Below are 22,139 nucleotides of genomic sequence, written 5' to 3' on the forward strand. Positions count from 1 at the left end.
CCCCGCACGGGCGGCTCAGGGGCGGCCCAGGATGCGGGCGACGGTGGCCACGTTGTGGGCCAGGTGCACCGGGTTGATGGTGCCGACGATGGCACTGTTCACGCCCGGGTGGGCAAACAGCAATTCGAAACTGGCCTGCACCGGGTCAACCCCTGGCGCCAGGCAGGCATGGCCGCTGGCCAGGGCCTTTTTCACCAGGATGGCCTTGCCGTGCTCGGCAGCGTAGTCCAGCACCGGGCGCTCCGCCTGCTCGTTGAGGTTGTAGGTGACCATGGCGCAGTCGCCCTGCTCCAGGGCTTTCAGGCCGCCGGCGACAGTCTTGCCGGAGAAACCATAGCCGAGGATCTTGCCTTCCTGCTTGAGGGCGGCGAGGGTTTGGTACACGCCTTCCTGCTCGAGGATGTGCAGGTCGTTGCCGTCGGAGTGCACCAGCACCAGCTCGATGCGGTCGGTTTGCAGGCGCTTGAGGCTGCGTTCCACCGAGCGGCGGGTGTGGGCGGCGCTGAAGTCGAAGTGCGACAGGCCGTTGTCGAACTCTTCACCCACCTTGCTGACGATCACCCATTCATCACGCTGGCCGCGCAGCAGCGGGCCCAGGCGTTCTTCGCTGCGCCCGTAGGCCGGCGCGGTGTCGAGCAGGTTGATGCCAAGTTCGCGCGCCTGGCCCAGCAGCAGGCGCGCGGCGTCATCATCGGGGATGGTGAAACCGTTGGGGTATTTCACGCCCTGGTCGCGGCCCAGCTTGACGGTGCCCAAGCCCAGGGGGGAGACGCGCAGGCCGGTGCTGCCCAGGGCGCGGTGATGGTCGTGCAAGGTCGGCAGGCTCATGGCAGCAGTTGCTCCCAGGCCGGCACGCCCAGCGGCGGGCGGGGCAGGCCGGCGAGGTCGGCGTGGGCGGCGGGGCGGATGCCGTCGCGTTCGAAGCTGGCCAGCACGCGGTCGGTAAAGTCCGGGGCCAGGGCCAGCTTGGTCGGCCAGCCCACCAGCAGACGCTGTTGTTCGGCCAAAAAGGCGTTGTCGGGGCGCACCAGGCCCGATTGCGCGGGCTCGGCACGGTCAACCCGCAGGGTGGCCCAGCGCACCAGGCTCTGATCGACCCAGGGCAGCAGGCCGGCGACTTCTTTTTGCGCGGCGGCGATTTGCGCTGCCGGGTCACGGGCTACGCCCTCGGCTTCGGCCAGGTCGCCGCCCAGGTACCACACCCACTGGCCGTCGGCGGCCGGATGGGTGGTCACGGTGATGCGCGGCTTGGGCCCGCCGCCCAGGCAGTGGGCGTACAGCGGCTTCAGGTTGGGGCCCTTGGCCAGGACCATGTGCAGCGGCCGGCGCTGCATGGCTGGCTGGCTCAGGCCCAGGGCCTGCAGCAGGCCTTCGGTGCCGCCGCCGGCGCTGAGCACCACGCGCTGGGCGCGGATCTCGCGCCCGTCCACCACCAGGCCAAGCAGTTCGCCGCCCTCGCGCAACGGTTCGATGTGCTCGCTGGCCAGCAGGCTGTCACCGGCCAGTTGCGCCAGGTTGGCCAGCAGGCTGGGCACGTCGATGACCAGTTCGGCCAGGCGGTACACCTTGCCCTTGAAGGCGCGGTCCTGCAGGGCTGGGGGCAGTTGCTCGCCCTTGACCTGATCGACCCGGCCGCGCACGGCCTTGCTGGCGAAGAAGCTGGTGAGGTTGCCGGCCAGGGTGCCTGGGCTCCACAGGTAGTGGGCGTCGGACAGCAGACGGGTGCCGCTGAGGTCGAGCTCGCCGCTGCCGGCCAGCGCTTCGCGCCAGCGCCGTGGCATGTCGGCGATGGCCTCGGAGGCGCCGGTCAGGGCGCCGTGCAGGGCATACTTGGTGCCGCCGTGGATGATGCCCTGGGACTTGATGGTCTGCTCGCCACCGAGGGTCGCGCGCTCCACCAGCACCGTCGAGTAGCCCAGGCGACGCAGGCGGGCGTTGAGCCAAAGGCCTGCGACCCCGGCGCCGACGATCAGCACGTCAGTGGAAATGGCAGATGGCATGCGGGCACCTCGAAAGCTGGGACAGGTGCGCAGTATACAGGGGTGGGGGCGGACGTCATTGGGGCTGCGTGCAGCTACCTGTAGGAGCTGGCTTGCCAGCGATGAGGGCGGGCCTGTTCTTTGCGGTGCGGCTCATGGCCCCATCGCCGGCAAGTCGGCTGCTACAGGGTTTTGCGTTGTGGCAGTGGGCGGCGATCAATGCCCGGCAGTATTGGAAAACACCTGGATCACCACCACGCCGCCGACGATCATGGCCATGCCGAGCATGGCCGGCAGGTCGAGTTTCTGGCCGTAGATCACCAGCGCGGCCACGCTGATCAGCACGATGCCCAGCCCCGACCAGATGGCATAGGCGATACCCACCGGGATGCTGCGCACCACAAGCGTCAGCATCCAGAACGCCACCCCGTAACCGCACACCATCAACAGCAGCGGCAACGGCGTGCTGAGGCCCTTGACCGCCTTCATGGAGGCAGTGGCGATGACTTCGGCGCAGATGGCGATGGCGAGATAGGTATAGGCGTTCATGGCGGGTCCTCCGTTGCTGGTCGGGCATTCTAGGGCAAGCACAAATGCGGTAAAGTCATTAGCTATCTGAATTTGAGATAGGTTGCCCATGACCGAACACTGGAGCCTCGAACACCTGCGCCTGTTCGTGCGCACTGCCGAACTGCGCTCGTTTTCTGCGGTAGCCCGCGAGCAGCGCAAGGCGCAGTCGGCGGTGAGCAGCGCCATTGCGCTGCTGGAGGCGGACCTTGGGGTGACCCTGTTCGAGCGCAGCAGCGGCCGTCAGCCGCAACTGACAGAAAGCGGCGCAGCCCTGCTGGAGGACGCCCGTGAAGTGCTGCGCCAGTGCGAGCGCCTGGATGGCCGGGCGCTGGCGCTGATGCGCGGCCAGGAGGCGCTGTTGCGGGTGGCCCAGGACGAGGCCATGCCCTACCAGCCGGTGATCGACAGCCTCGACGAGTTGGCCGAGCGCTACCCTTACCTGGAAGTGCAGCTGGCCAGCGGCGCCCAAGGCGATGTGGCGCGCAAGCTGGTGGAGCGGCGCGCCGACCTGGGCCTGTTCTTCCACCACGAAAGCATCCCGGCCTCGCTTGAGCGCCGTGCCCTGGGCAGCGTCGAGATGGTCACGGTGTGTGCCATCGACCACCCGCTGGCGCACCTGGCCAAGGTCAGCCGGCAACAGCTGGCGCGCCACCGGCAACTGCTGATCACCCCGCAACAGAGCGGCTACCCAGGCGGTGAGGCGATCAGCCCGCAGGTGTGGCGCGCCGACAGCTTCTACGCCATGGCCGAATTGCTGATGCGCGGGCTGGGCTGGGCCTGGCTGCCACGCCATGTGGTGCAGTACCCCACCTACCAGACGCAGATGGTCGAACTGGACAGCGAATGGCGCCCGCCGGCACTGGTGGCCGAGCTTGCCTGGCGCCGCGACGAGCCGCTGGGCCCGGCCGCGCAATGGCTGGCCGAGCGCTTTGCGGTGCACCTGCGCGCGATCGGGTAAACTCCGCCGCCATGAACAGAACCCTCTATACCCTGCTGTTTCACCTGGGCCTGCCGCTGGTCGCGCTGCGCCTGTACCTGCGCGGGCGCAAGGCGCCGGCTTATCGTGCGCGCATCGCCGAGCGCTTTGCCTGCAAGCTGGCGCCGATGCGCCAGGGCGGTATCTGGGTGCATGCCGTGTCGGTGGGCGAAAGCATTGCCGCAGCCCCCATGGTGCGTGCGCTGCTCAAGCAGTACCCGGACCTGCCGATCACCCTGACCTGCATGACCCCGACCGGCTCGGAGCGTATCCGCGCCATGTTCGAGGGCGAGCCGCGGGTGCAGCACTGCTACCTGCCCTACGACCTGCCGTGGGCGGCGGGGCGCTTTCTTGACCATGTGCGCCCGAAACTTGGCGTGATCATGGAAACCGAGCTTTGGCCGAACCACATTCACCAGTGCGCCAAGCGGGGTATTCCGGTGGCGCTGGCCAACGCGCGGCTTTCCGAGCGTTCGGCCCGGGGCTACGCGCGTTTCGCCGGGCTGACCCGGCCGATGCTTGAAGAGATGAGCCTGATCGCCGTGCAGACCGAAACCGAAGCCGAGCGCTTCCGCAGCCTGGGCGCGCGGACTGAATGCGTGCAGGTGACCGGTTCGATCAAGTTCGACCTTAAGGTGGACGACGAGCTGTTGCCCCGTGCCCGCCAACTGCGCGAGCAATGGAGGACGAGCCAGCGCCCGGTGTGGATCGCCGCCAGCACCCATGATGGCGAGGATGCGCAGGTGCTCGAGGCCCATCGTCGCTTGCTCGAGGTGCACAGTGATGCGCTGCTGATTCTGGTGCCGCGCCACCCAGAGCGTTTCAACGCCGTGCATGCCCTGTGCACCGAACAGTTCGCCACGGTGCGCCGCTCTGCCGGCGATGCCGTTGCCGCGCACACCCAGGTGCTGTTGGGCGATACCATGGGTGAACTGCTGTTCCTCTATGCCTTGGCCGACATCGCCTTCGTCGGCGGCAGCCTGGTGGCCACCGGCGGGCACAACCCGCTGGAGCCGGCAGCGCTGGCATTGCCGGTGATAATGGGGCCGCAGGTGTTCAACTTCCTCGAAATCAGCGCGATGTTGCGCGATGCCGGGGCGCTGCGCCATGTCGATGATGCCGAGGGGCTGGCCGGGGAAGTGCGCCGGTTGGTGGAGCTGCCCCAGGATGCCCGGCGCATGGGCGAGGCGGGCAGGGCGGTGATGCAGGCCAACCAGGGGGCGCTGCAGCGGTTGCTGGATGGGTTGGGGCGGCTCGTCAGCTGACAGGCTCTGCGGCCTCTTCGCGGGTAAACCCGCTCCCACAGGTTCGGCGTTATCGCTGTGGAAGCGGGTTTACCCGCGAAGAAGTCTGTGCCGATATCACGGCCGACGTTCGAAATTCTTCGCCGCTGCCGCCGCCAGGTCCGGTGGCAGGAAGTCCTTGTCCGGGTTGTAGTCGGCCTTCAGGTAACGCCCCAGGTCCTGAAGGTCCTGCGGGCTCAAGGTGCCGGCGGCCTGCTTCAGTCGCAGGTTGTCGAGGATGTAGTCGTAGCGGCTGTTGTTGTAGTCGCGCACCGAGGTATACAGCTGGCGCTGGGCATCCAGCACGTCGACGATGTTGCGGGTGCCCACCTGGTAGCCGATCTCGGTGGCCTCCAGCGCGCTCTGGTTGGAGATGATCGACTGCTTGCGCGCCTGCACCTGCTCCACGTCGGTGTTCACCGCGCGGTGCAGGTTGCGGGTGTTTTCCACCACCTGGCGGCGCAGGCTTTCGCGCTGCTGCTCGCTCTGGCTCAGCCGTGCATAGGCCTCGCGCACCTGCGAGCTGGTCAGCCCGCCGCTGTAGATCGGGATGTTCAATTGCAGGCCGACGCTGGTCTGCTCCACGTCGCCGCCGTAGCGCACGCCGTTTTGCGAAGGGTTGGTGAAGCCCAGGCTATCGTTGTCGCCCTTTTGATACTTGGCCACCGCATCCAGGGTTGGCGCATGGCCGGCCTTGCGCTGGCGCAGGGTTTCTTCTGCTGCGGTGACGGCGTGGTTGGTGGCCAGCAGGTTGAGGTTTTGGCGCCCGGCGGTCTCGACCCAGGCCTTGGCATCGTTGGGGGTCGGCACCTGCACCGGCAGGGTATGCACCACGCCCTGGATCGAGCTGTACTGGCGGTTGGTCAGGGTGATCAAGGCTTCGAACGCATCCTGCACCTGGCGCTCGGCGATGATCCGGTTGGCCCGGGCGGTATCGTAGCTGGCCTGGGATTGCAGCACGTCGGTCTTGTCCGACAGGCCCACATCGAAGCGTTCGTTGGACTGGTCCAGCTGGCGCTTGAAGGCGGCCTCTTCTGCCTTGGTCGAGGCCAGGTTGTCCTGAGCGCGCAGCACGCTGAAGTAGTTTTCGGCGGTTTGCAGAATGAGGTTCTGCTCGGTAGCCGACAGCTCCAGCGCTGCCTGCTCGTTGACGGCTTCGGCGGCCTGCAACTGGAACCAGCGGTCGGCGCGGAAGATCGGCTGGGCCAGTGTGGCGCTCCACGAGTTGCCACTGCGGTTGGAGGTGATCGACGGCTCATCGAGCTTGGTGCGGGTGTTCATCATGTCGGCGCCGGCCGAAAGGTTGGGCAACAGCCCGGCGCGGGCCTGGGGCACCACTTCGCGGCGGGCGCCGTAGTCGGCGCGGGCGGCGGCCAGGTCGGCGTTGTTGTCGACCGCTTCCTGGTAGACGCTGACCAGGTCGGTGCGGACCGTGGTGGGCGCATCCGCTGCCCAGGCTACTGCGTTGGACGCACAAGACACGGCAATCGCCAGTGAGAGTTTGCGCAGCATAGGGCAATCCTTGATCTGATTTTATTTACTGTACTGTCGAGTACCGAGCGATGCGCCAGTGTAGTGCCGCGCGCGGCGGCGGACAATCCGCCTCTTGTGCCATTTGTCATGCCTGGTTCAAGCCGCTTGGCTTTGCCGACCACTCCAGTCTAGACTGCGCATGTTCTTGTCGGGGTGCCTTGAAGCAAAGGCTGAGATCGCATAGGTGCGGATCCCGTTGAACCTGATCAGGTTAGCGCCTGCGTAGGGAACAAGATTGCTCTCATTCCCGGGAGCCTCTTGTGCCAGGTCCGGGATTGTCGCAGCTCATGCTCGATGGCACTCCACGGCTTTGGCACTGCACCCGTCAAGGGGTGCGTCCATGCTTTTCAGGTTCTTCCCCGACATTCCGCCCGCTGGAAGCCGTCTGGAGAGCCTGTGATGACCAAACAAGAAAAAACGATCCACCTCAGCGAGTCGGCGCAAGTCGACCAGCAGTCCGTGCAACCGCTGCCCAATTCCCGCAAGGTTTACGTTCAGGGTTCGCGCCCGGACATTCGCGTGCCCATGCGCGAAATCAGCCTGCACGACACCCCCACCGACTTCGGCGGCGAAAAGAACGCCCCGGTGCTGGTGTACGATACCTCCGGCCCCTACACCGACCCCAACGTCATCATCGACGTGCGCAAGGGCCTGGGCGATGTGCGTTCGGCGTGGATCGACGCCCGTGGCGACACCGAGCGCCTCGCGGGCCTGAGCTCGAACTTCGGCCAGCAGCGCCTGAGCGATGCCGAGCTGACCAAGCTGCGTTTTGCCCACGTGCGCAACCCGCGCCGGGCCAAGGCTGGCGCCAACGTTTCGCAGATGCACTACGCCCGCCAGGGCATCATCACCGCCGAGATGGAATACGTCGCCATCCGCGAGAACATGAAGCTGCAGGAAGCCCGCGCCGCCGGCCTGCTCGACCAGCAGCACGCCGGCCACAGCTTCGGTGCCAGCATCCCGAAAGAGATCACCCCGGAGTTCGTGCGCGAAGAAATTGCCCGCGGCCGCGCGATCATCCCTGCCAACATCAACCACACCGAACTCGAGCCGATGATCATCGGCCGCAACTTCCTGGTGAAGATCAACGGCAACATCGGCAACAGCGCACTGGGCTCCTCGATCGAGGAAGAAGTGGCCAAGCTGACCTGGGGTATCCGCTGGGGCTCTGACACGGTCATGGACCTGTCCACCGGCAAGCACATCCACGAAACCCGCGAGTGGATCATCCGCAACTCGCCGGTACCGATCGGCACCGTGCCGATCTACCAAGCGCTGGAGAAAGTTGGCGGCGTGGCCGAAGACCTCACCTGGGAGCTGTTCCGCGACACCCTGATCGAACAGGCCGAGCAGGGCGTGGACTACTTCACCATCCACGCAGGCGTGCTGCTGCGCTACGTGCCGCTGACCGCCAAGCGGGTGACCGGCATCGTCAGCCGCGGCGGCTCGATCATGGCCAAGTGGTGCCTGGCGCACCATAAAGAGAACTTCCTGTACACGCACTTCGACGAGATCTGCGAAATCATGAAGGCCTACGACGTCAGCTTCTCGCTGGGCGACGGCCTGCGCCCGGGCTCGATCGCCGACGCCAACGACGCCGCGCAGTTCGGTGAACTGGAAACCCTCGGCGAACTGACCAAGATCGCCTGGAAGCACGACGTGCAGTGCATGATCGAAGGCCCCGGCCACGTGCCGATGCAGCTGATCAAAGAGAACATGGACAAGCAGCTCGAGTGCTGCGACGAGGCGCCGTTCTACACCCTCGGCCCGCTGACCACCGACATTGCGCCGGGCTATGACCACATCACCTCCGGCATTGGCGCGGCGATGATCGGCTGGTTCGGTTGCGCCATGCTTTGCTACGTCACGCCCAAGGAGCACCTGGGCCTGCCGAACAAGGATGACGTGAAGACCGGCATCATCACCTACAAGATCGCCGCCCATGCCGCCGACCTTGCCAAGGGCCACCCGGGCGCGCAGATCCGTGACAACGCGCTGTCCAAGGCGCGCTTCGAGTTCCGCTGGGAAGACCAGTTCAACCTTGGCCTGGACCCGGACACCGCGCGCTCGTTCCACGACGAGACCCTGCCCAAGGAGTCGGCCAAGGTGGCGCACTTCTGCTCGATGTGCGGGCCGAAGTTCTGCTCGATGAAGATCACCCAGGAAGTACGCGAGTACGCCGCCAAGATCGACACCGTCGATGTGACGGCCGAACAGGGCATGCGCGAGCAGGCCGAGCGGTTCCGCCAGGAAGGCAGCCAGCTTTACCAGAAGGTGTAACAAGAAAAGCGGGGCCGCTGTGCGACCCCTTCGCGGCACAAGGCCGCTCCTACAGGGGATCTCGGTCTCTTGTAGGAGCGGCCTTGTGCCGCGAAACGAGGACGCAGTCCTCGCCAACGACACCCACAATAATTGATTCGGCGAGCGCGATCATGAGCACCCCCAGCCACTTCTCCCCCGACCACCCGGTCCCCATCCATCACCGCCAGTTCGGCGCCCGTGACCTGTTCTCGCTATGGTTCTCCCTGGGCATCGGCCTGATGGTGCTGCAGGTCGGCGGCCTGCTGGCGCCTGGGCTGGGCCTGGCCGGGTCGATCCTGGCGATCGTGCTGGGCACGGCGGTGGGCGTGCTGCTGCTGGCCTCGGCCGGGGTGATCGGCAGCGACACCGGGCTTTCGGCCATGGGCACCCTGCGCCTGATCCTGGGCAGCCATGGCGCGCGCCTGCCGGCCTTGCTCAACCTGCTGCAACTGGTGGGCTGGGGCTCGTTCGAGATCATCGTCATGCGCGATGCCGCAAGCCTGTTGGGTGCGCGGGCCTTCGGCGAGGGCAGCGGCTGGAGCAGCCCGCTGTTGTGGACTCTGTGCTTCGGCGCACTGGCCACTTTGCTGGCGGTCAGCGGGCCGCTGGCGTTCGTGCGCAAGGTGCTGCGCAAATGGGGCATATGGCTGTTGCTGGGCGCCTGCGCCTGGCTGACCTGGAACCTGTTCGCCAAGGCCGACCTTGCCGACCTCTGGCGCCGCCCCGGGGATGGCTCGCTGTCGCTGGCGCTGGGGTTTGACATCGTCATCGCCATGCCGCTGTCGTGGCTGCCGCTGATCGCCGACTATTCGCGTTTCGGCCAGCGCGCCAGCCGGGTGTTTGGCGGCACGGCGCTGGGCTTCTTCATTGGCAACGCCTGGCTGATGAGCCTGGGCGTGGCCTACACCCTGGCCTTCGCCCCAAGTGGCGAAGTGAATGCGCTGCTGCTGGCCCTGGCCGGCGCCGGGCTGGGCATCCCGCTGCTGCTGATCCTGCTGGATGAATCGGAAAACGCCTTTGCCGACATTCACTCGGCGGCGGTGTCCAGCGGGCTGCTGGTCAAGGCCAAGGTCGAGCACCTGGCCCTGGCCATCGGTGTGCTGTGCACCCTGATCGCGCTGCTGGCGCCACTGGCCCAGTACCAGAACTTCCTGTTGCTGATCGGTTCGGTGTTCGCGCCGCTGTTCGGCGTGGTGCTGATGGACCACTTCGTGATCCGCCGCCGGCGCCTGCCGGTACGGGTCGACGGGCTGCACTGGCAGGCGCTGCTGGCCTGGGCGGTGGGGGTGGCGACTTATCACCTGCTGGCGGCCGAGGCGCCGGAGCTTGGGGCGACCCTGCCGGCACTGCTGCTGGCAGGGGTGTTGCACGGGCTGCTATCGCTTAGCCGCGGCCGGGAAACAGCTCGGGCCTGAGTACCCCGTTCAGGCGCGGGTAGGGGATTTTCAGCTCGACGTGGCCCATGGAGTAGGGCGCGATGGCGTACACCTCGTACTTCACCACCACCGCGCCGTAGGTCAGGGCGATGTGGGGCGAGCGCTTGAATGGCCAGGTCTTGACGAACTCGGGGTCCTTGTCCACGCCGGTGCTGATCTGCCAGGCGCGGTGGGACTCCTCGACGGTCTTCCAGAAGGTCTCCTGCTGCCCGGGCAGCAGCATGTCGTCCAAAGTCAGTACCTTGTCCAGCTTGCGCGAATAGTTGATGAAGCCGCGCCCGGGCATGCCGTGGGCGCCGCCGGTGTCGAGGTAGCTCGACAATTCGACGATCACCAGGCCGTCATGCTGCTCGCGTACCTTGGCTTGCAGGTAGCTGCTGTTGCGCTTGTCGGCGTTGGCCAGGTACTGCTGTTCATAGGCTTTCAGCGAGGCCGGCGGGGTACCGCGCTGGTTGTCCTCGGTCAGTTGCAGCAGGCGTTTTTCGACAATGGCGTCGAGCTTGGGCAGGGCCGGGAAGTGCACGGTGTCGATGTTCACCAGCGGGCAGTCTCTTTCGCTGCAGCCGGGCTTGATGTGCTCCCAGGCGTCGCGCTTGACCTCCAGCGGGGCCCGGTAGTTGGGGGTGAACAGGCTTTGGCAGGCGCCGAGGGCGAGCGCCAGTACGGCCACGGAAGTCAGTTTGACGAGGGTCATGTCGGCTCTTTGAAAGCGGTGATGATCGGCCTTGGACCGCCTGCGCGGCCTTCAGTTCGCCACTAAGCTATCAGAGAGCGCGGCGCCTGTCCCGGCTGCGCGAACGGTCGGCACAAGGGGGTGAAACCGGGCGGCACGCAGAGTAGGATTGCGCGATGCGGTAAACGAGGTAATGAGGAGTTTGCATGACGGACACGTTGAATTCGGCACCGACCCAGGTCGAGATCGCCAAGCGCGAGCAGCTGTTCAAGGGCTTTTACAAGCTCGACAAGCTGCACCTGCGCCATGAGCTGTTTGCCGGTGGCATGAGCCGCGAGTTTACCCGCGAGCTGTTCGTGCGCCACGACGCGGTGTGCGTGCTGCCCTACGATCCGCAGCGCGACGAGGTGGTGCTGATCGAGCAGTTTCGCGTCGGCGCCATGGGCAAGGTGGCCAACCCCTGGTTGATCGAGATGGTCGCCGGGCTGATCGACAAGGACGAGCAACCCGAAGAGGTCGCCCACCGCGAAGCCGAGGAAGAAGCCGGCCTGACCTTCAGCGCGCTGTGGCCAATGACCAAGTATTTCCCGTCACCGGGCGGCAGCGACGAGTATGTGCACCTGTTCCTGGGCCGTTGCGTCAGCGAGGGTGCTGGCGGCCTGCACGGCCTGGAAGAAGAGAGCGAAGACATTCGCGTGCGGGTGTGGTCGTTCGAAGACGCCCTGCAGGCGGTACGTGACGGGCGCATCTGCAACGCTGCGGCGATCATCGGCCTGCAGTGGCTGGCGCTGAACCGTGATGAAGTTCGAGGTATGTGGAAGTGAACCTGCTACGCGAGCGTTATCGGGTCGACCTGGTCGGGCTGCAGACGGCTTGCGAGGCCAACTACGCCCGGCTGATGCGCCTGCTGCCAGACATGCGCACCACGCAAAGCTCACGGCGCATCGGCATGACCCAGGGCGACCAGATGCTCGGCGTGCTGGTGCTGGAAGTGGCGCTTGCCTGCCCGTACACCACTACATTGAAAGTGCGCCAGGAGCACAGCCTGCCGTGGCTGCCGGTACCGGAGCTGGAGGTGCAGGTGTACCACGACGCGCGCATGGCCGAGGTGGTCAGTGCCGAGCACACCCGCCGGCTGCGCAGCATCTACCCGTACCCCAATACCGCCATGCACCAGCCGGACGAAAAGGCCCAGCTCAACCTGTTCCTCGGTGAATGGCTGAGCCACTGCCTGGCCTGCGGCCACGAGTTGGAAGCGGTGCGTTAAAATGTGACGCGGTTTGGGTTGGAGTATTTGCTCCAGAACGATCCGCCGCCATAATCCGTGCTGAATCCGCCTGAGGAGACGGCCGTTGCCGCGACAACATTCCTTCCCGTCACCCGTTCATGTGGTGCAACTGACCGACGCTCACCTGTACGCCGACCCGGCAGGCAGCCTGTTGGGCCTGAAAACCCGCGACAGCCTGGCCCACGTGATCGGCCAGGTGCGCCGCGAGCAGCCGCGCATCGACCTGCTGCTGTGCACTGGCGACCTGTCCCAGGATGCCAGCGTGGCCTCCTATGAAGCCTTTCGCGATTTGACCTCGGTGTTCGACGCGCCCGCGCGCTGGCTGCCGGGCAACCATGACGAGGCGCAGGTGATGGCTGCTGTGGCGCCGGAGCTGGTGCAGGCAGTCACTGATATCGGCGCCTGGCGCATCGTCATGCTCGACTCGGCGGTGCTGGGTTCGACCTTTGGCCTGCTGGCCGAGGATCAGTTGGCGGTGCTGGACGAGGCTTTGAGTGCAGCAGGCGAGCGCCACTGCCTGCTGTGCTGCCACCACCAGCCGGTGGATATCGGTTGCGCCTGGATGGCGCCGATCGGCTTGCGCAATGCCGACGCCCTGCTGGCGCGGGTAAGAAGTTATCCACAGGTCAAGGCGGTGCTCTGGGGGCATGTGCACCAGCACTGGGACCAGTTGCGCGATGGTGTGCGCTACCTGGCCACACCGTCCACCTGCATCCAGTTCGCCCCGGGCAGCGCGGACTTCAAGGTCAGCGAAGAGCAGCCGGGCTACCGCTGGTTGCGCCTGCACGATGACGGGCGGTTGGAAACCGGCGTGGAGCGGGCGCTGGATTATGTGGTGAAGCTGGACTTCGACAGCCCGGGTTATTGAGGGCCTCGCTAATCCCCTGTGGGGCTTTAGCCGCGAAGCAGGCGCCGCGGTGGATGGCACCGGCTTGGCCGGTGTCCGCGGCTGAAGCCGCTCCTACAGGGGGGCGTGTTCAATCAGGCGTGCTTCTTGAAGAATTTGTGTCGAAAATCGCGCCGCTGAACCAATGCCCCTCGAACAGGCTACACTGCGCGTCTTTGCGCGCGGGGGCAGCATGTCGGGTTCCATCCTTTATATCCATGGTTTCAACAGCTCGCCGCTGTCGACCAAGGCGCGCCAGCTCGAGGCGGTGATGGGCCAGCTTGGCCTGGCTGACCGGCTGCGTGTGCCGGCCCTGCACCACCACCCGCGTCAGGCCATGCAACAGCTCGAAGCGGCTATCGCCGAGCTGGGCGCGCCCTTGCTGGTCGGCAGCTCCCTGGGCGGCTACTATGCCACCCACCTGGCCGAGCGCCACGGGCTCAAGGCCCTGCTGGTCAACCCGGCAGTCGCCCCGCACCGGCTGTTCGACGGCTACCTCGGCACCCAGCGCAACCTCTACACCGACGAAGCCTGGGAGCTGACCCACGACCATGTGGATGCCCTGGCCGAGCTTGAGGTGCCGCCGCCGGTGGATGCCGCCCGCTATCAAGTGTGGTTGCAGACCGCCGATGAAACACTGGACTATCGCCAGGCTCAGCACTACTACCGGGCCTGCGCCCTGCGTATTCAGGCCGGTGGCGACCACAGCTACCAGGGCTTTGCCGCGCAGTTGGCAGCGCTGCTGGCCTTCGCCGGTATTGCCCGCGGGCAGTATGCGGCGCTGGATTTTTCTGTATTTTGAGCTTTTTCGCATTCACCAGACTGACGACGAGACCCCATGGCCAATCCCAGCGCTAGCGCCTATAACGCAGACGCCATCGAAGTCCTCTCGGGCCTTGACCCGGTCCGCAAGCGGCCGGGCATGTACACCGACACCAGCCGGCCCAACCACTTGGCCCAGGAAGTCATCGACAACAGCGTCGACGAAGCCCTGGCCGGCCACGCCCGCTCGGTGCAGGTGATCCTGCACGCAGACCACTCGCTTGAAGTGTGCGACGACGGTCGCGGCATGCCGGTGGACATCCACCCTGAAGAGGGCGTGTCGGGTGTCGAGCTGATCCTCACCAAGCTGCACGCCGGCGGCAAGTTCTCCAACAAGAACTACCAGTTCTCCGGCGGCCTGCACGGCGTGGGCATTTCGGTGGTCAACGCCCTGTCGACCCAGGTGCGCGTGCGCGTCAAGCGTGACGGCAACGAGTACCAGATGACCTTCGCCGACGGTTTCAAGGCCAGCGAGTTGGAGGTGGTGGGCACGGTGGGCAAGCGCAACACCGGTACCAGTGTGTACTTCAGCCCCGACCCCAAGTACTTCGATTCGCCGAAATTTTCCATCAGCCGCCTCAAGCATGTGCTCAAGGCCAAGGCCGTTCTGTGCCCGGGGCTGTCGATCAGCTTTGAAGACAAAGGCACCGGCGAGAAGATCGAGTGGCACTACGAGGACGGCCTGCGTTCGTACCTGGTCGACTCGGTCAGCGAGTTCCAGCGCCTGCCCGACGAGCCCTTCTGCGGCAGCCTTGCCGGCAACAAAGAGGCGGTCGACTGGGCCCTGCTGTGGCTGCCCGAAGGCGGTGACAGCATCCAGGAAAGCTACGTCAACCTGATCCCTACCGCCCAGGGCGGCACCCACGTCAACGGCCTGCGCCAGGGCCTGCTGGATGCCATGCGCGAGTTCTGCGAGTTCCGCAACCTGCTGCCGCGCGGCGTGAAGCTGGCCCCCGAGGATGTGTGGGAGCGCATCTGCTTCGTGCTGTCGATGAAGATGCAGGAGCCGCAGTTCTCGGGCCAGACCAAAGAGCGCCTGTCCTCCCGCGAGGCGGCGGCGTTCGTCTCGGGTGTGGTCAAGGACGCCTTCAGCCTGTGGCTCAACGCCCACCCCGAGGTGGGCATGCAACTGGCGGAACTGGCCATCAGCAACGCCGGCCGGCGCCTGAAGGCCAGCAAGAAGGTCGAGCGCAAGCGCATTACCCAGGGCCCGGCACTACCCGGCAAGCTGGCTGACTGCGCAGGCCAGGACCCGATGCGCGCCGAGCTGTTCCTGGTCGAGGGCGACTCGGCCGGTGGCTCGGCCAAGCAGGCCCGGGACAAGGAATTCCAGGCGATCCTGCCGCTACGCGGCAAAATCCTCAACACTTGGGAAGTCGACGGCGGCGAAGTGCTGGCCAGCCAGGAAGTGCACAACATCGCCGTGGCCATTGGCGTCGACCCAGGCGCCACCGACCTGTCGCAGCTGCGCTATGGCAAGGTGTGCATCCTCGCCGACGCCGACTCCGACGGCCTGCACATCGCCACCTTGCTGTGCGCGTTGTTCGTCCAGCACTTCCGCCCGCTGGTGGAGGCCGGGCACGTGTACGTGGCCATGCCGCCGCTGTACCGCATCGACCTGGGCAAGGAAATCTACTACGCCCTGGACGAAGCCGAGCGTGACGGCATTCTCGACCGCCTGGTGGCCGAGAAGAAACGCGGCAAGCCGCAGGTCACCCGATTCAAGGGCCTGGGCGAGATGAACCCGCCGCAGCTGCGTGAAACCACCATGGACCCGAACACCCGCCGGTTGGTCCAGCTCACCCTGGACGACCTGCAAGGCACCACCGAGATCATGGATATGCTGCTGGCCAAAAAACGTGCGGGCGACCGCAAGAACTGGCTGGAGACCAAGGGCAACCTGGCCGAGGTTCTGGTTTGATGCGTCCGTTGCTGGCAGCCTGCCTGGCGCTGTGCGCCTTGCCGGCGCTGGCCGGCGACTGGCCGGAGCTCAAGCTCACCAGCGAGCATGTGGTGGACGGCATGCGTGGCGGCAACCTGTCGGGGCTGGCGCAGTGCCGTGGCGCGCTGTGGGCGGTGTCCGACCGCGATGACGACCGCATCTACCGCCTGGACCAGGCTGCAAACGCCTGGCAGGCCGAGCCGCTGGTGTTCAGTGCACCACCAGCGCCCGACAGCGGCCTGCCCTGGGGGGTGAAAATCCGCACCTGGGCGGCCTCGTTCGTGCGCGGTGGGGCGCTGGACTTCGAAGGCCTGGCGTGTGACCAGGCCGGCAACTTCTATGTGGTCAGCGAAGCGCAGACGGCGGTGTTGCAATTGCCGCTCGAGGGCGAGCCTGACTGGCTGAAGATCGACCAGGCCATGCTGCGACAGGCCCGAGCCAGCGGCATGCTGCTGAACTTCAACGCGTTGTTCGAAGGCCTGGCAATCAGCCCGGCGGGTGACCGCCTGTGGTTGGCTGCCGAGCGCGAACGCCGCGGCCTGCTGGCGGTGCAACGCCAGCAGTCGGTATGGACCTGCGCTGCCAGCTGCGTGCTGCTCAGCGAGGCGGGCCTTGAAATGCAGCCGGCGCAATTCCCCGGTGCCCGCCCGGTGTCGCGGGATTTCGCCGACCTGGCGTGGTTCGAGCACAAGCTGTTCACCCTTGAACGCAACGCCTATCGCATTTGCCGGCGTGACGCCGACAGCGGCGTGGTGGAGCGCTGCTGGTCGTTCGCCGCCGATGCGCTGGTGGAGTCGCGGCGTTACAGCCAGCCCTACGGCCTGGCCGAGGCGCTGGTGATCGACAAGGACGGCGCCTGGGTCGGGGTGGACAACAACGACCAGCCGCGCGCCGATGGCGAGGTCCGCCCGGTCGTCTGGCGCTTCGCAGCGCCTGCCGGCGGTTGGAGCGCCAACCCTTGAGCCAGCCACCGGGCAAGCGTGCGGGCAAGGTACTGATGGTCGTCGCCTGGGCGGCGGCGATGTTCCTTGCCACGCGCTTTTTCGGCCAGTGGGAAGACCGCCAGCAAAACCCCAACAGCGTGGTGCAGAGCCAGCAGGGCGACGGTTACATCGAGGTGCGCCTGCTGAGCAACGGCCAGGGCCACTTCGTCGCCGACGGCGCGATCAACGGCCAGGTGGTGCATTTCATGCTCGACACCGGTGCCACTGACGTGGCCATCCCCGAGACGCTGGCCCGCGACCTTGACCTGGCGCGCGGTGCGCCGGTGGTGCTGAGTACCGCCAACGGCCGTACCGAGGGCTACCGCACCCGGCTGGACACCCTCCAGTTGGGCGATATCCAGCTGCGCGACGTGCGTGCTCTTGTAGTCCCCGGCCTCGATGGCCAGGCGGTGCTGCTGGGCATGAGCGCCCTGAAACAACTTGAATTCACCCAGCGCGGCGGCACCATGCTGCTGCGCCAGAACCTGAAATGACGAGGCCCGCATGAGCGACTCACTGGAACTCAGCCTTGACGGCGTGGAACGCCGCTCCCTGGCTGACTTCACCGAACAGGCCTACCTCAACTACTCCATGTACGTGATCATGGACCGTGCGCTGCCGCATATCGGTGACGGCCTCAAGCCCGTGCAGCGGCGCATCGTCTATGCCATGAGCGAGTTGGGTCTGGACGCCGACTCCAAGCACAAGAAGTCGGCGCGTACCGTCGGCGACGTGCTCGGCAAGTTCCACCCCCACGGCGATTCGGCCTGCTATGAGGCCATGGTGCTGATGGCCCAGCCATTCAGCTACCGCTACACGCTGGTGGACGGCCAGGGCAACTGGGGTGCGCCGGACGATCCGAAGTCGTTCGCCGCCATGCGTTACACCGAGGCGCGCCTGTCGCGCTACTCCGAGGTGCTGCTCAGCGAGCTGGGCCAGGGCACCGTGGACTGGGTGCCGAACTTTGACGGCACTCTTCAGGAGCCGGCAGTGCTGCCGGCGCGCCTGCCGAACATCCTGCTCAACGGCACCACCGGCATTGCCGTGGGCATGGCCACCGACGTGCCGCCGCACAACCTGCGCGAAGTGGCCAGCGCCTGCGTGCGCTTGCTCGACGAGCCCAAGGCCACCCTCGAGCAGTTGTGCGAACACATTCAGGGCCCGGACTACCCGACCGAGGCCGAGATCGTCACCCCGCGTGCCGATATCCTGAAAATTTACGAAACCGGCAAGGGCTCGATCCGCATGCGTGCGGTGTACCGCGTCGAGGATGGCGACATTGTCGTCACCGCGCTGCCGCATCAGGTTTCCGGGGCCAAGGTGCTGGAGCAGATTGCCGCACAGATGCAGGCCAAGAAGCTGCCGATGGTCGCCGACCTGCGCGACGAGTCGGACCACGAGAACCCGTGCCGCATCGTGATCATTCCGCGCTCCAACCGCGTGGATGCCGCCGAGCTGATGCAGCACCTGTTCGCCACCACCGACCTTGAAAGCACCTACCGGGTCAACGTCAACATCATCGGCCTGGACGGGCGCCCGCAGCTGAAAAACCTGCGCGCGCTGTTGCTGGAATGGCTGGAGTACCGCATTGGTACCGTCCGTCGCCGCCTGCAGCACCGCCTGGACAAGGTCGAGCGGCGCCTGCACCTGTTGGACGGCTTGCTCACCGCGTTCCTCAACCTGGATGAAGTGATCCACATCATCCGCACCGAGGAACACCCCAAGCAGGCCCTGATCGCCCGTTTCGACCTGACCGAAATCCAGGCCGACTACATCCTCGAGACCCGCCTGCGCCAGCTGGCCCGCTTGGAAGAGATGAAAATCCGTGGCGAGCAGGACGAGTTGCTGAAAGAACAGAAGCGCCTGACCACCCTGCTGGGCAGCGACGCCAAGCTGCGCAAGCTGGTACGCAGCGAGCTGATCGAGGACGCCGAGACCTACGGCGACGACCGTCGCTCGCCGATCGTCGAGCGTGCCGAGGCCAAGGCCCTGTCGGAAAACGAGCTGATGCCGACCGAGCCGGTCACCGTGGTGCTATCGGAAAAGGGCTGGGTGCGTTGCGCCAAGGGCCACGATATCGACGCTACGGGGCTTTCGTACAAGGCCGGTGACGGCTTCAAGGCCGCCGCAGCCGGGCGCTCCAACCAGTTTGCCGTACTCATCGACTCCACCGGCCGCAGTTACTCGCTGGCCGCCCACAGCCTGCCGTCGGCCCGTGGCCAGGGCGAGCCGTTGACTGGCCGCCTGACCCCGCCGCCGGGCGCTACCTTCGAGTGCGTGCTGCTGCCTGAGGATGACGCGCTGTATGTGGTGGCTTCCGATGCCGGCTACGGCTTCGTGGTCAAGGGCGAGGACCTGCAGGCCAAGAACAAGGCCGGCAAGGGCCTGCTCAGCCTGCCCAACGGCGCCAAGGTGATGACCCCGCGCCCGGTGGCCAGCCGCGAGCAGGATTGGCTGGCTGCTGTTACCACCGAAGGGCGCCTGTTGGTGTTCAAGGTGGCCGACCTGCCGCAATTGGGCAAGGGCAAGGGCAACAAGATCATCGGCGTGCCGGGCGACCGGGTGGCCAGCCGTGAAGAATTCGTCACCGATCTTGCCGTGATCAGTGAGGGATCGACCCTTGTATTGCAGGCTGGCAAGCGTACCCTGTCTCTCAAGCCGGATGATCTTGAACACTACAAAGGTGAGCGGGGTCGTCGTGGTAGCAAATTGCCGCGAGGCTTCCAGCGCGTGGACGCCCTGATGGTCGAGAGCCCGGCTTAAGCGGGCGAGAAGTCTGGATCGGCGCTTTCAGCGCCGTTTCGGGCGGAAATACTGGAGTCGGGCGGTTATTTCGCGGATGATAGGCCCCCTGCGGCGCCGGCGTGGCCGAGTGCCCGAATGAATCTACACGAGTATCACTGCGGTCAGTCTTGTGACGGCCGCCTGGATGGGATGAATGAAATTTCTGCGCCTTCCATTTGCGCTGCTGATGACCGGCCTGCTGGGCCTGAGCGGCTGCAGCATGCACCAGCCGGTCGCGCTGTATCAGCTCGACAGCGGTGATCCCGGCCAGCCTTCACAGGCGTCGGGTATGGCGGTGGTGCTCGGCCCGATATCGGTGGCCGACTACCTGCAACGCGAGACGTTTTTGCAGCGTCAAGCCGATGGCAGCCTGACTGCGGCGACCGACGGTCGCTGGGCCGGCAGCCTTTCGTCGGATATCGACCAGTTGCTGGTTCGCCAGCTGGCCTGGCGCCTGGACAGCCAGCGCGTGGTATTGGCACCGGCCAGTGCCGGTTTCAGCCCGGACGTACAGGTGCTGCTGACCATCACCCGCCTGGACTCGGGCAAGAACCAACCGGCCATCCTGGATGCGCAGTGGCGCGTGCTGGACCGCCGTGGCCAGGTGCGTGACAACCGCATCGTCCACCTCGAGCAGCCTCACGCAGGCAGCGAGTCGGCCCAGGTACAGGCCCAGGGTCAGCTGCTGCAAAAACTCGCCGAGCAGCTCAGCACCACGGTCAAGCCGCTGGCCAACCAGCCAGCCATTGCCGAAACAGCGCCACGCAAGCAGGCCGCGCCGGTGCAGGTGAAGAAAGAGCCCGAGAAGCCGAAGATTCCGATGGCTTCGCCGATCCGTACCGATATGGAAGTCTATCGGTTCTGATCTTGCACACATGAAAAAGCCCGCAGCGATGCGGGCTTTTTTGTGGGCGTTGTCCCGTCCGAGCGCCACCTCTCATAGAACAACACATAACTCATTGATTTAGCAGGGACCTGTGGGAGCGGGCTTGCCCGCGAATACCGGCGAAGCCGGTGCCAAACACCGCGTCGCCTGCTTCGCGGTGGTTCGGCACCCCGACAAGCCCGCTCCCACAGGGGTCGCGGTACATCTGCGAGACTAGTTCTCTGCGCGACAGCGCAGCCCGAAAGGGCTGGGTGATCTCCTACAGGAGGCGGGCCCCTTGGGTCAGATCCTGCGTTCGTGCATGCGCGCCAGCTGGCGTTCGAGCATTGACGGGTAGGGCTCCATCAGCCGCTCCACGCAGCAGGCGCCTTCGGGGCTGGCGATCGGGCGGATGCGTGCGCGCTGGCGGATCAGGGCATCGTCGCTGATGCGCCGTTCCACCAGCAGCAGGTTGCGGCTGTGCTGCGACAGCGCCAGGGCATCCTGGGCCTGTTCGGTCATCAGCAGGTCGACCTGCTCCAACCCCTGCAGGTCGTCGGCCAGTACCAGGCCCAGTTGCAGTTGCAGGGTGATGCCGCTGTCGGCCACCTCGATCTGCAGGGCATGGCCCAGGGCACGCAGCAGCTCGCCGCAGCAGATGGCGTTGGTCAGGTAGTCCTCGCCGCAGTCACGGCTATGGAACAGCAACAGGGTGCTGCCATCGTTCAGCGTGTGCACTTCGCCTTCATACAGCGAGGCGGCCTGGTCGAGGCAGTCGCGGTAGCGCTCCAGCAACTCGGTCAGGCGAGTGCGCGGCAGGCGGCGCAACTGTTCCTGCGAGCCCAGTTGCACGGCCAGTACCGCGCTGCTTTGTGGCTCGTCCGACTCGGCAATGGCCGGTTTCGCCGGGGCGGCTTCGTCGTCCATCAGGCCGGCGAAGGCGTCGTCATCGTCGTCGTGGTCCTGGGCGACGACCTGGCTGCGCGGCGCGGGCTTGGCCGGCGCTGGCGCGTCGTCGTAGTCGTCCTCTTCGTACTCTTCTTCCGGTTCTGGCGGCGGCGGCGGGGCAAGACGGGCGTGCAGCTGGCGGGCCAGGTCGCCGATCTCGTCCTGGCGGTCGATCGCCGGAGTGTAGGGGTGCGGGTCGCGCAGCCATACCCGCAGTTGCAGCAGCGGGGTGGAGATGAAGCGGCCCAGGCGCAGGCTGAGGGTCAAGGCCAGGGCCAGCAGGATGGCGGCAAGGATGCCCATGCTCTGCAGGCTGATCAGCATGGGTTGCTGGAACTGGCTCATGTCCAGGCTGATGCGCAGTTGGCCGGCGGTCACGTCCTGGAAGGTGATCTTGGTCTGGTACAGGCCTTCGGCCTCACCCAGCAGGCTGTTGCGCGGGCGCTGCCCGGCCTCGGCGAGGATGCGGTTGTCGACGCTGTAGATGGCGGCATGGGCCACCAGCGGGTTCTTCACCAGGTTGCCGAGCAGCACGTTGAGGCTGAGGATGTCGTTGGACACCAGCAGTTCGGTGGCTGAGGTGGCGGTCTGCGTGGTCAGGCTCTGGCCCACGGCATCGGCCTGCTCATGCATGGCCTGTTTGAACTGTAAACCCATCACGCAGGCATAGATCACCAGGGCCAGGGCCACCAGGAAGATGTTATGGCTGGCAATGCGCAACGCCAGGGGGATACGGCGCTGGCTCAGGGCTCGATAGATCATCAGGAAGAAATTATCGGTTTTGACGGGCGTGGGCCGGTTCACAGAGCGCGGCTCTTTATGGCGAGTTAGGTGCTGCGCAGTATAGCGACCGGAGTTTTGTCGGCAAAG

General features: G+C 65.9%; 19 protein-coding genes and 1 riboswitch. Of the genes, 13 read left to right on the forward strand and 6 right to left on the reverse strand.

Features of this window, described 5'->3' with window-relative positions:
* Positions 1–15 precede the first annotated feature (15 nt).
* From KSS93_RS04460 to KSS93_RS04470, 3 genes are all read right to left on the reverse strand, one after another.
* On the reverse strand, positions 16–828 hold the full coding sequence (locus KSS93_RS04460; protein ID WP_217887317.1) for an aldo/keto reductase: 813 nt from the start codon (positions 826–828) through the stop codon (positions 16–18).
* On the reverse strand, positions 825–2,000 hold the full coding sequence (locus KSS93_RS04465; protein WP_217887318.1) for an NAD(P)/FAD-dependent oxidoreductase: 1,176 nt from the start codon (positions 1,998–2,000) through the stop codon (positions 825–827). The genes KSS93_RS04460 and KSS93_RS04465 overlap by 4 nt, the downstream gene beginning before the upstream one ends.
* A 195-nt stretch (positions 2,001–2,195) precedes the next feature.
* A complete protein-coding gene (locus KSS93_RS04470; protein WP_217887319.1) occupies positions 2,196–2,528 on the reverse strand; it encodes a DMT family transporter in 333 nt (110 codons plus the stop codon).
* Positions 2,529–2,616: 88 nt separating this feature from the next.
* Here KSS93_RS04470 and KSS93_RS04475 point away from each other — a divergent pair, with 88 nt between their 5' ends.
* Positions 2,617–3,507 carry a LysR family transcriptional regulator gene (locus KSS93_RS04475; protein WP_217840593.1) on the forward strand — a complete coding sequence of 297 codons (891 nt, stop codon included), beginning with the start codon at positions 2,617–2,619 and terminating at the stop codon, positions 3,505–3,507.
* Positions 3,508–3,518: 11 nt separating this feature from the next.
* Entirely contained in the window at positions 3,519–4,790 is a 1,272-nt protein-coding gene (gene waaA, locus KSS93_RS04480; RefSeq protein WP_217887320.1) for a lipid IV(A) 3-deoxy-D-manno-octulosonic acid transferase, read from the forward strand.
* A 96-nt stretch (positions 4,791–4,886) separates the two neighbouring features.
* Here waaA and KSS93_RS04485 read toward each other — a convergent pair whose 3' ends face one another.
* Entirely contained in the window at positions 4,887–6,320 is a 1,434-nt protein-coding gene (locus tag KSS93_RS04485; RefSeq protein ID WP_217887321.1) for a TolC family outer membrane protein, read from the reverse strand.
* Positions 6,321–6,480: 160 nt separating this feature from the next.
* Positions 6,481–6,587: riboswitch (TPP riboswitch) on the forward strand.
* Between the two features lie 153 nt (positions 6,588–6,740).
* On the opposite strand from KSS93_RS04485, the gene thiC reads away from it, so the two are divergent.
* Positions 6,741–8,621: a phosphomethylpyrimidine synthase ThiC gene (thiC, locus tag KSS93_RS04490; RefSeq protein WP_217840590.1), complete on the forward strand. Its 1,881-nt coding sequence runs from the start codon at positions 6,741–6,743 to the stop codon at positions 8,619–8,621.
* Between the two features lie 152 nt (positions 8,622–8,773).
* Positions 8,774–10,057: a putative hydroxymethylpyrimidine transporter CytX gene (gene cytX / locus KSS93_RS04495; RefSeq protein ID WP_217887322.1), complete on the forward strand. Its 1,284-nt coding sequence runs from the start codon at positions 8,774–8,776 to the stop codon at positions 10,055–10,057.
* Here cytX and KSS93_RS04500 read toward each other — a convergent pair.
* On the reverse strand, positions 10,026–10,772 hold the full coding sequence (locus KSS93_RS04500) for an RsiV family protein (protein ID WP_217887323.1): 747 nt from the start codon (positions 10,770–10,772) through the stop codon (positions 10,026–10,028). The genes cytX and KSS93_RS04500 overlap by 32 nt on opposite strands.
* A gap of 185 nt (positions 10,773–10,957) precedes the next feature.
* Between KSS93_RS04500 and KSS93_RS04505 the strand changes: the two genes are divergently transcribed.
* The 9 genes from KSS93_RS04505 (at position 10,958) to KSS93_RS04545 (ending at position 20,321) form a co-directional block, all read left to right on the forward strand.
* Complete coding sequence (locus KSS93_RS04505; RefSeq protein WP_217887324.1) at positions 10,958–11,575, forward strand: NUDIX domain-containing protein; 618 nt, start codon at positions 10,958–10,960, stop codon at positions 11,573–11,575.
* A complete protein-coding gene (locus tag KSS93_RS04510; RefSeq protein ID WP_217887325.1) occupies positions 11,566–12,018 on the forward strand; it encodes a DUF1249 domain-containing protein in 453 nt (150 codons plus the stop codon). Before KSS93_RS04505 ends, KSS93_RS04510 begins: the two co-directional genes overlap by 10 nt.
* An 85-nt stretch (positions 12,019–12,103) precedes the next feature.
* Entirely contained in the window at positions 12,104–12,907 is an 804-nt protein-coding gene (gene cpdA / locus KSS93_RS04515) for a 3',5'-cyclic-AMP phosphodiesterase (RefSeq protein WP_217887326.1), read from the forward strand.
* A gap of 211 nt (positions 12,908–13,118) precedes the next feature.
* Positions 13,119–13,727: a YqiA/YcfP family alpha/beta fold hydrolase gene (locus KSS93_RS04520; protein ID WP_217887327.1), complete on the forward strand. Its 609-nt coding sequence runs from the start codon at positions 13,119–13,121 to the stop codon at positions 13,725–13,727.
* Between the two features lie 36 nt (positions 13,728–13,763).
* Positions 13,764–15,668 carry a DNA topoisomerase IV subunit B gene (gene parE / locus KSS93_RS04525; protein WP_217887328.1) on the forward strand — a complete coding sequence of 635 codons (1,905 nt, stop codon included), beginning with the start codon at positions 13,764–13,766 and terminating at the stop codon, positions 15,666–15,668.
* Positions 15,665–16,651: an esterase-like activity of phytase family protein gene (locus KSS93_RS04530; protein ID WP_217887329.1), complete on the forward strand. Its 987-nt coding sequence runs from the start codon at positions 15,665–15,667 to the stop codon at positions 16,649–16,651. The genes parE and KSS93_RS04530 overlap by 4 nt, the downstream gene beginning before the upstream one ends.
* The gene (locus KSS93_RS04535) at positions 16,648–17,166 is read left to right on the forward strand and encodes a retropepsin-like aspartic protease family protein (protein WP_217887330.1); all 519 of its coding nucleotides are present in this window, start codon (positions 16,648–16,650) and stop codon (positions 17,164–17,166) included. Before KSS93_RS04530 ends, KSS93_RS04535 begins: the two co-directional genes overlap by 4 nt.
* A gap of 10 nt (positions 17,167–17,176) precedes the next feature.
* On the forward strand, positions 17,177–19,435 hold the full coding sequence (gene parC / locus KSS93_RS04540) for a DNA topoisomerase IV subunit A (protein WP_217887331.1): 2,259 nt from the start codon (positions 17,177–17,179) through the stop codon (positions 19,433–19,435).
* Positions 19,436–19,610: 175 nt separating this feature from the next.
* The gene (locus tag KSS93_RS04545) at positions 19,611–20,321 is read left to right on the forward strand and encodes a PqiC family protein (protein WP_217887332.1); all 711 of its coding nucleotides are present in this window, start codon (positions 19,611–19,613) and stop codon (positions 20,319–20,321) included.
* 303 nt (positions 20,322–20,624) lie between these two features.
* Here the strand turns inward: KSS93_RS04545 and KSS93_RS04550 are convergent, their stop codons facing one another.
* Entirely contained in the window at positions 20,625–22,073 is a 1,449-nt protein-coding gene (locus KSS93_RS04550; protein ID WP_217887333.1) for a histidine kinase, read from the reverse strand.
* Between the last annotated feature and the right edge of the window lie 66 nt (positions 22,074–22,139).

It is taken from the genome of Pseudomonas xanthosomatis, from assembly GCF_019139835.1.
In the GTDB taxonomy this organism is placed as follows: domain Bacteria; phylum Pseudomonadota; class Gammaproteobacteria; order Pseudomonadales; family Pseudomonadaceae; genus Aquipseudomonas; species Aquipseudomonas fakonensis.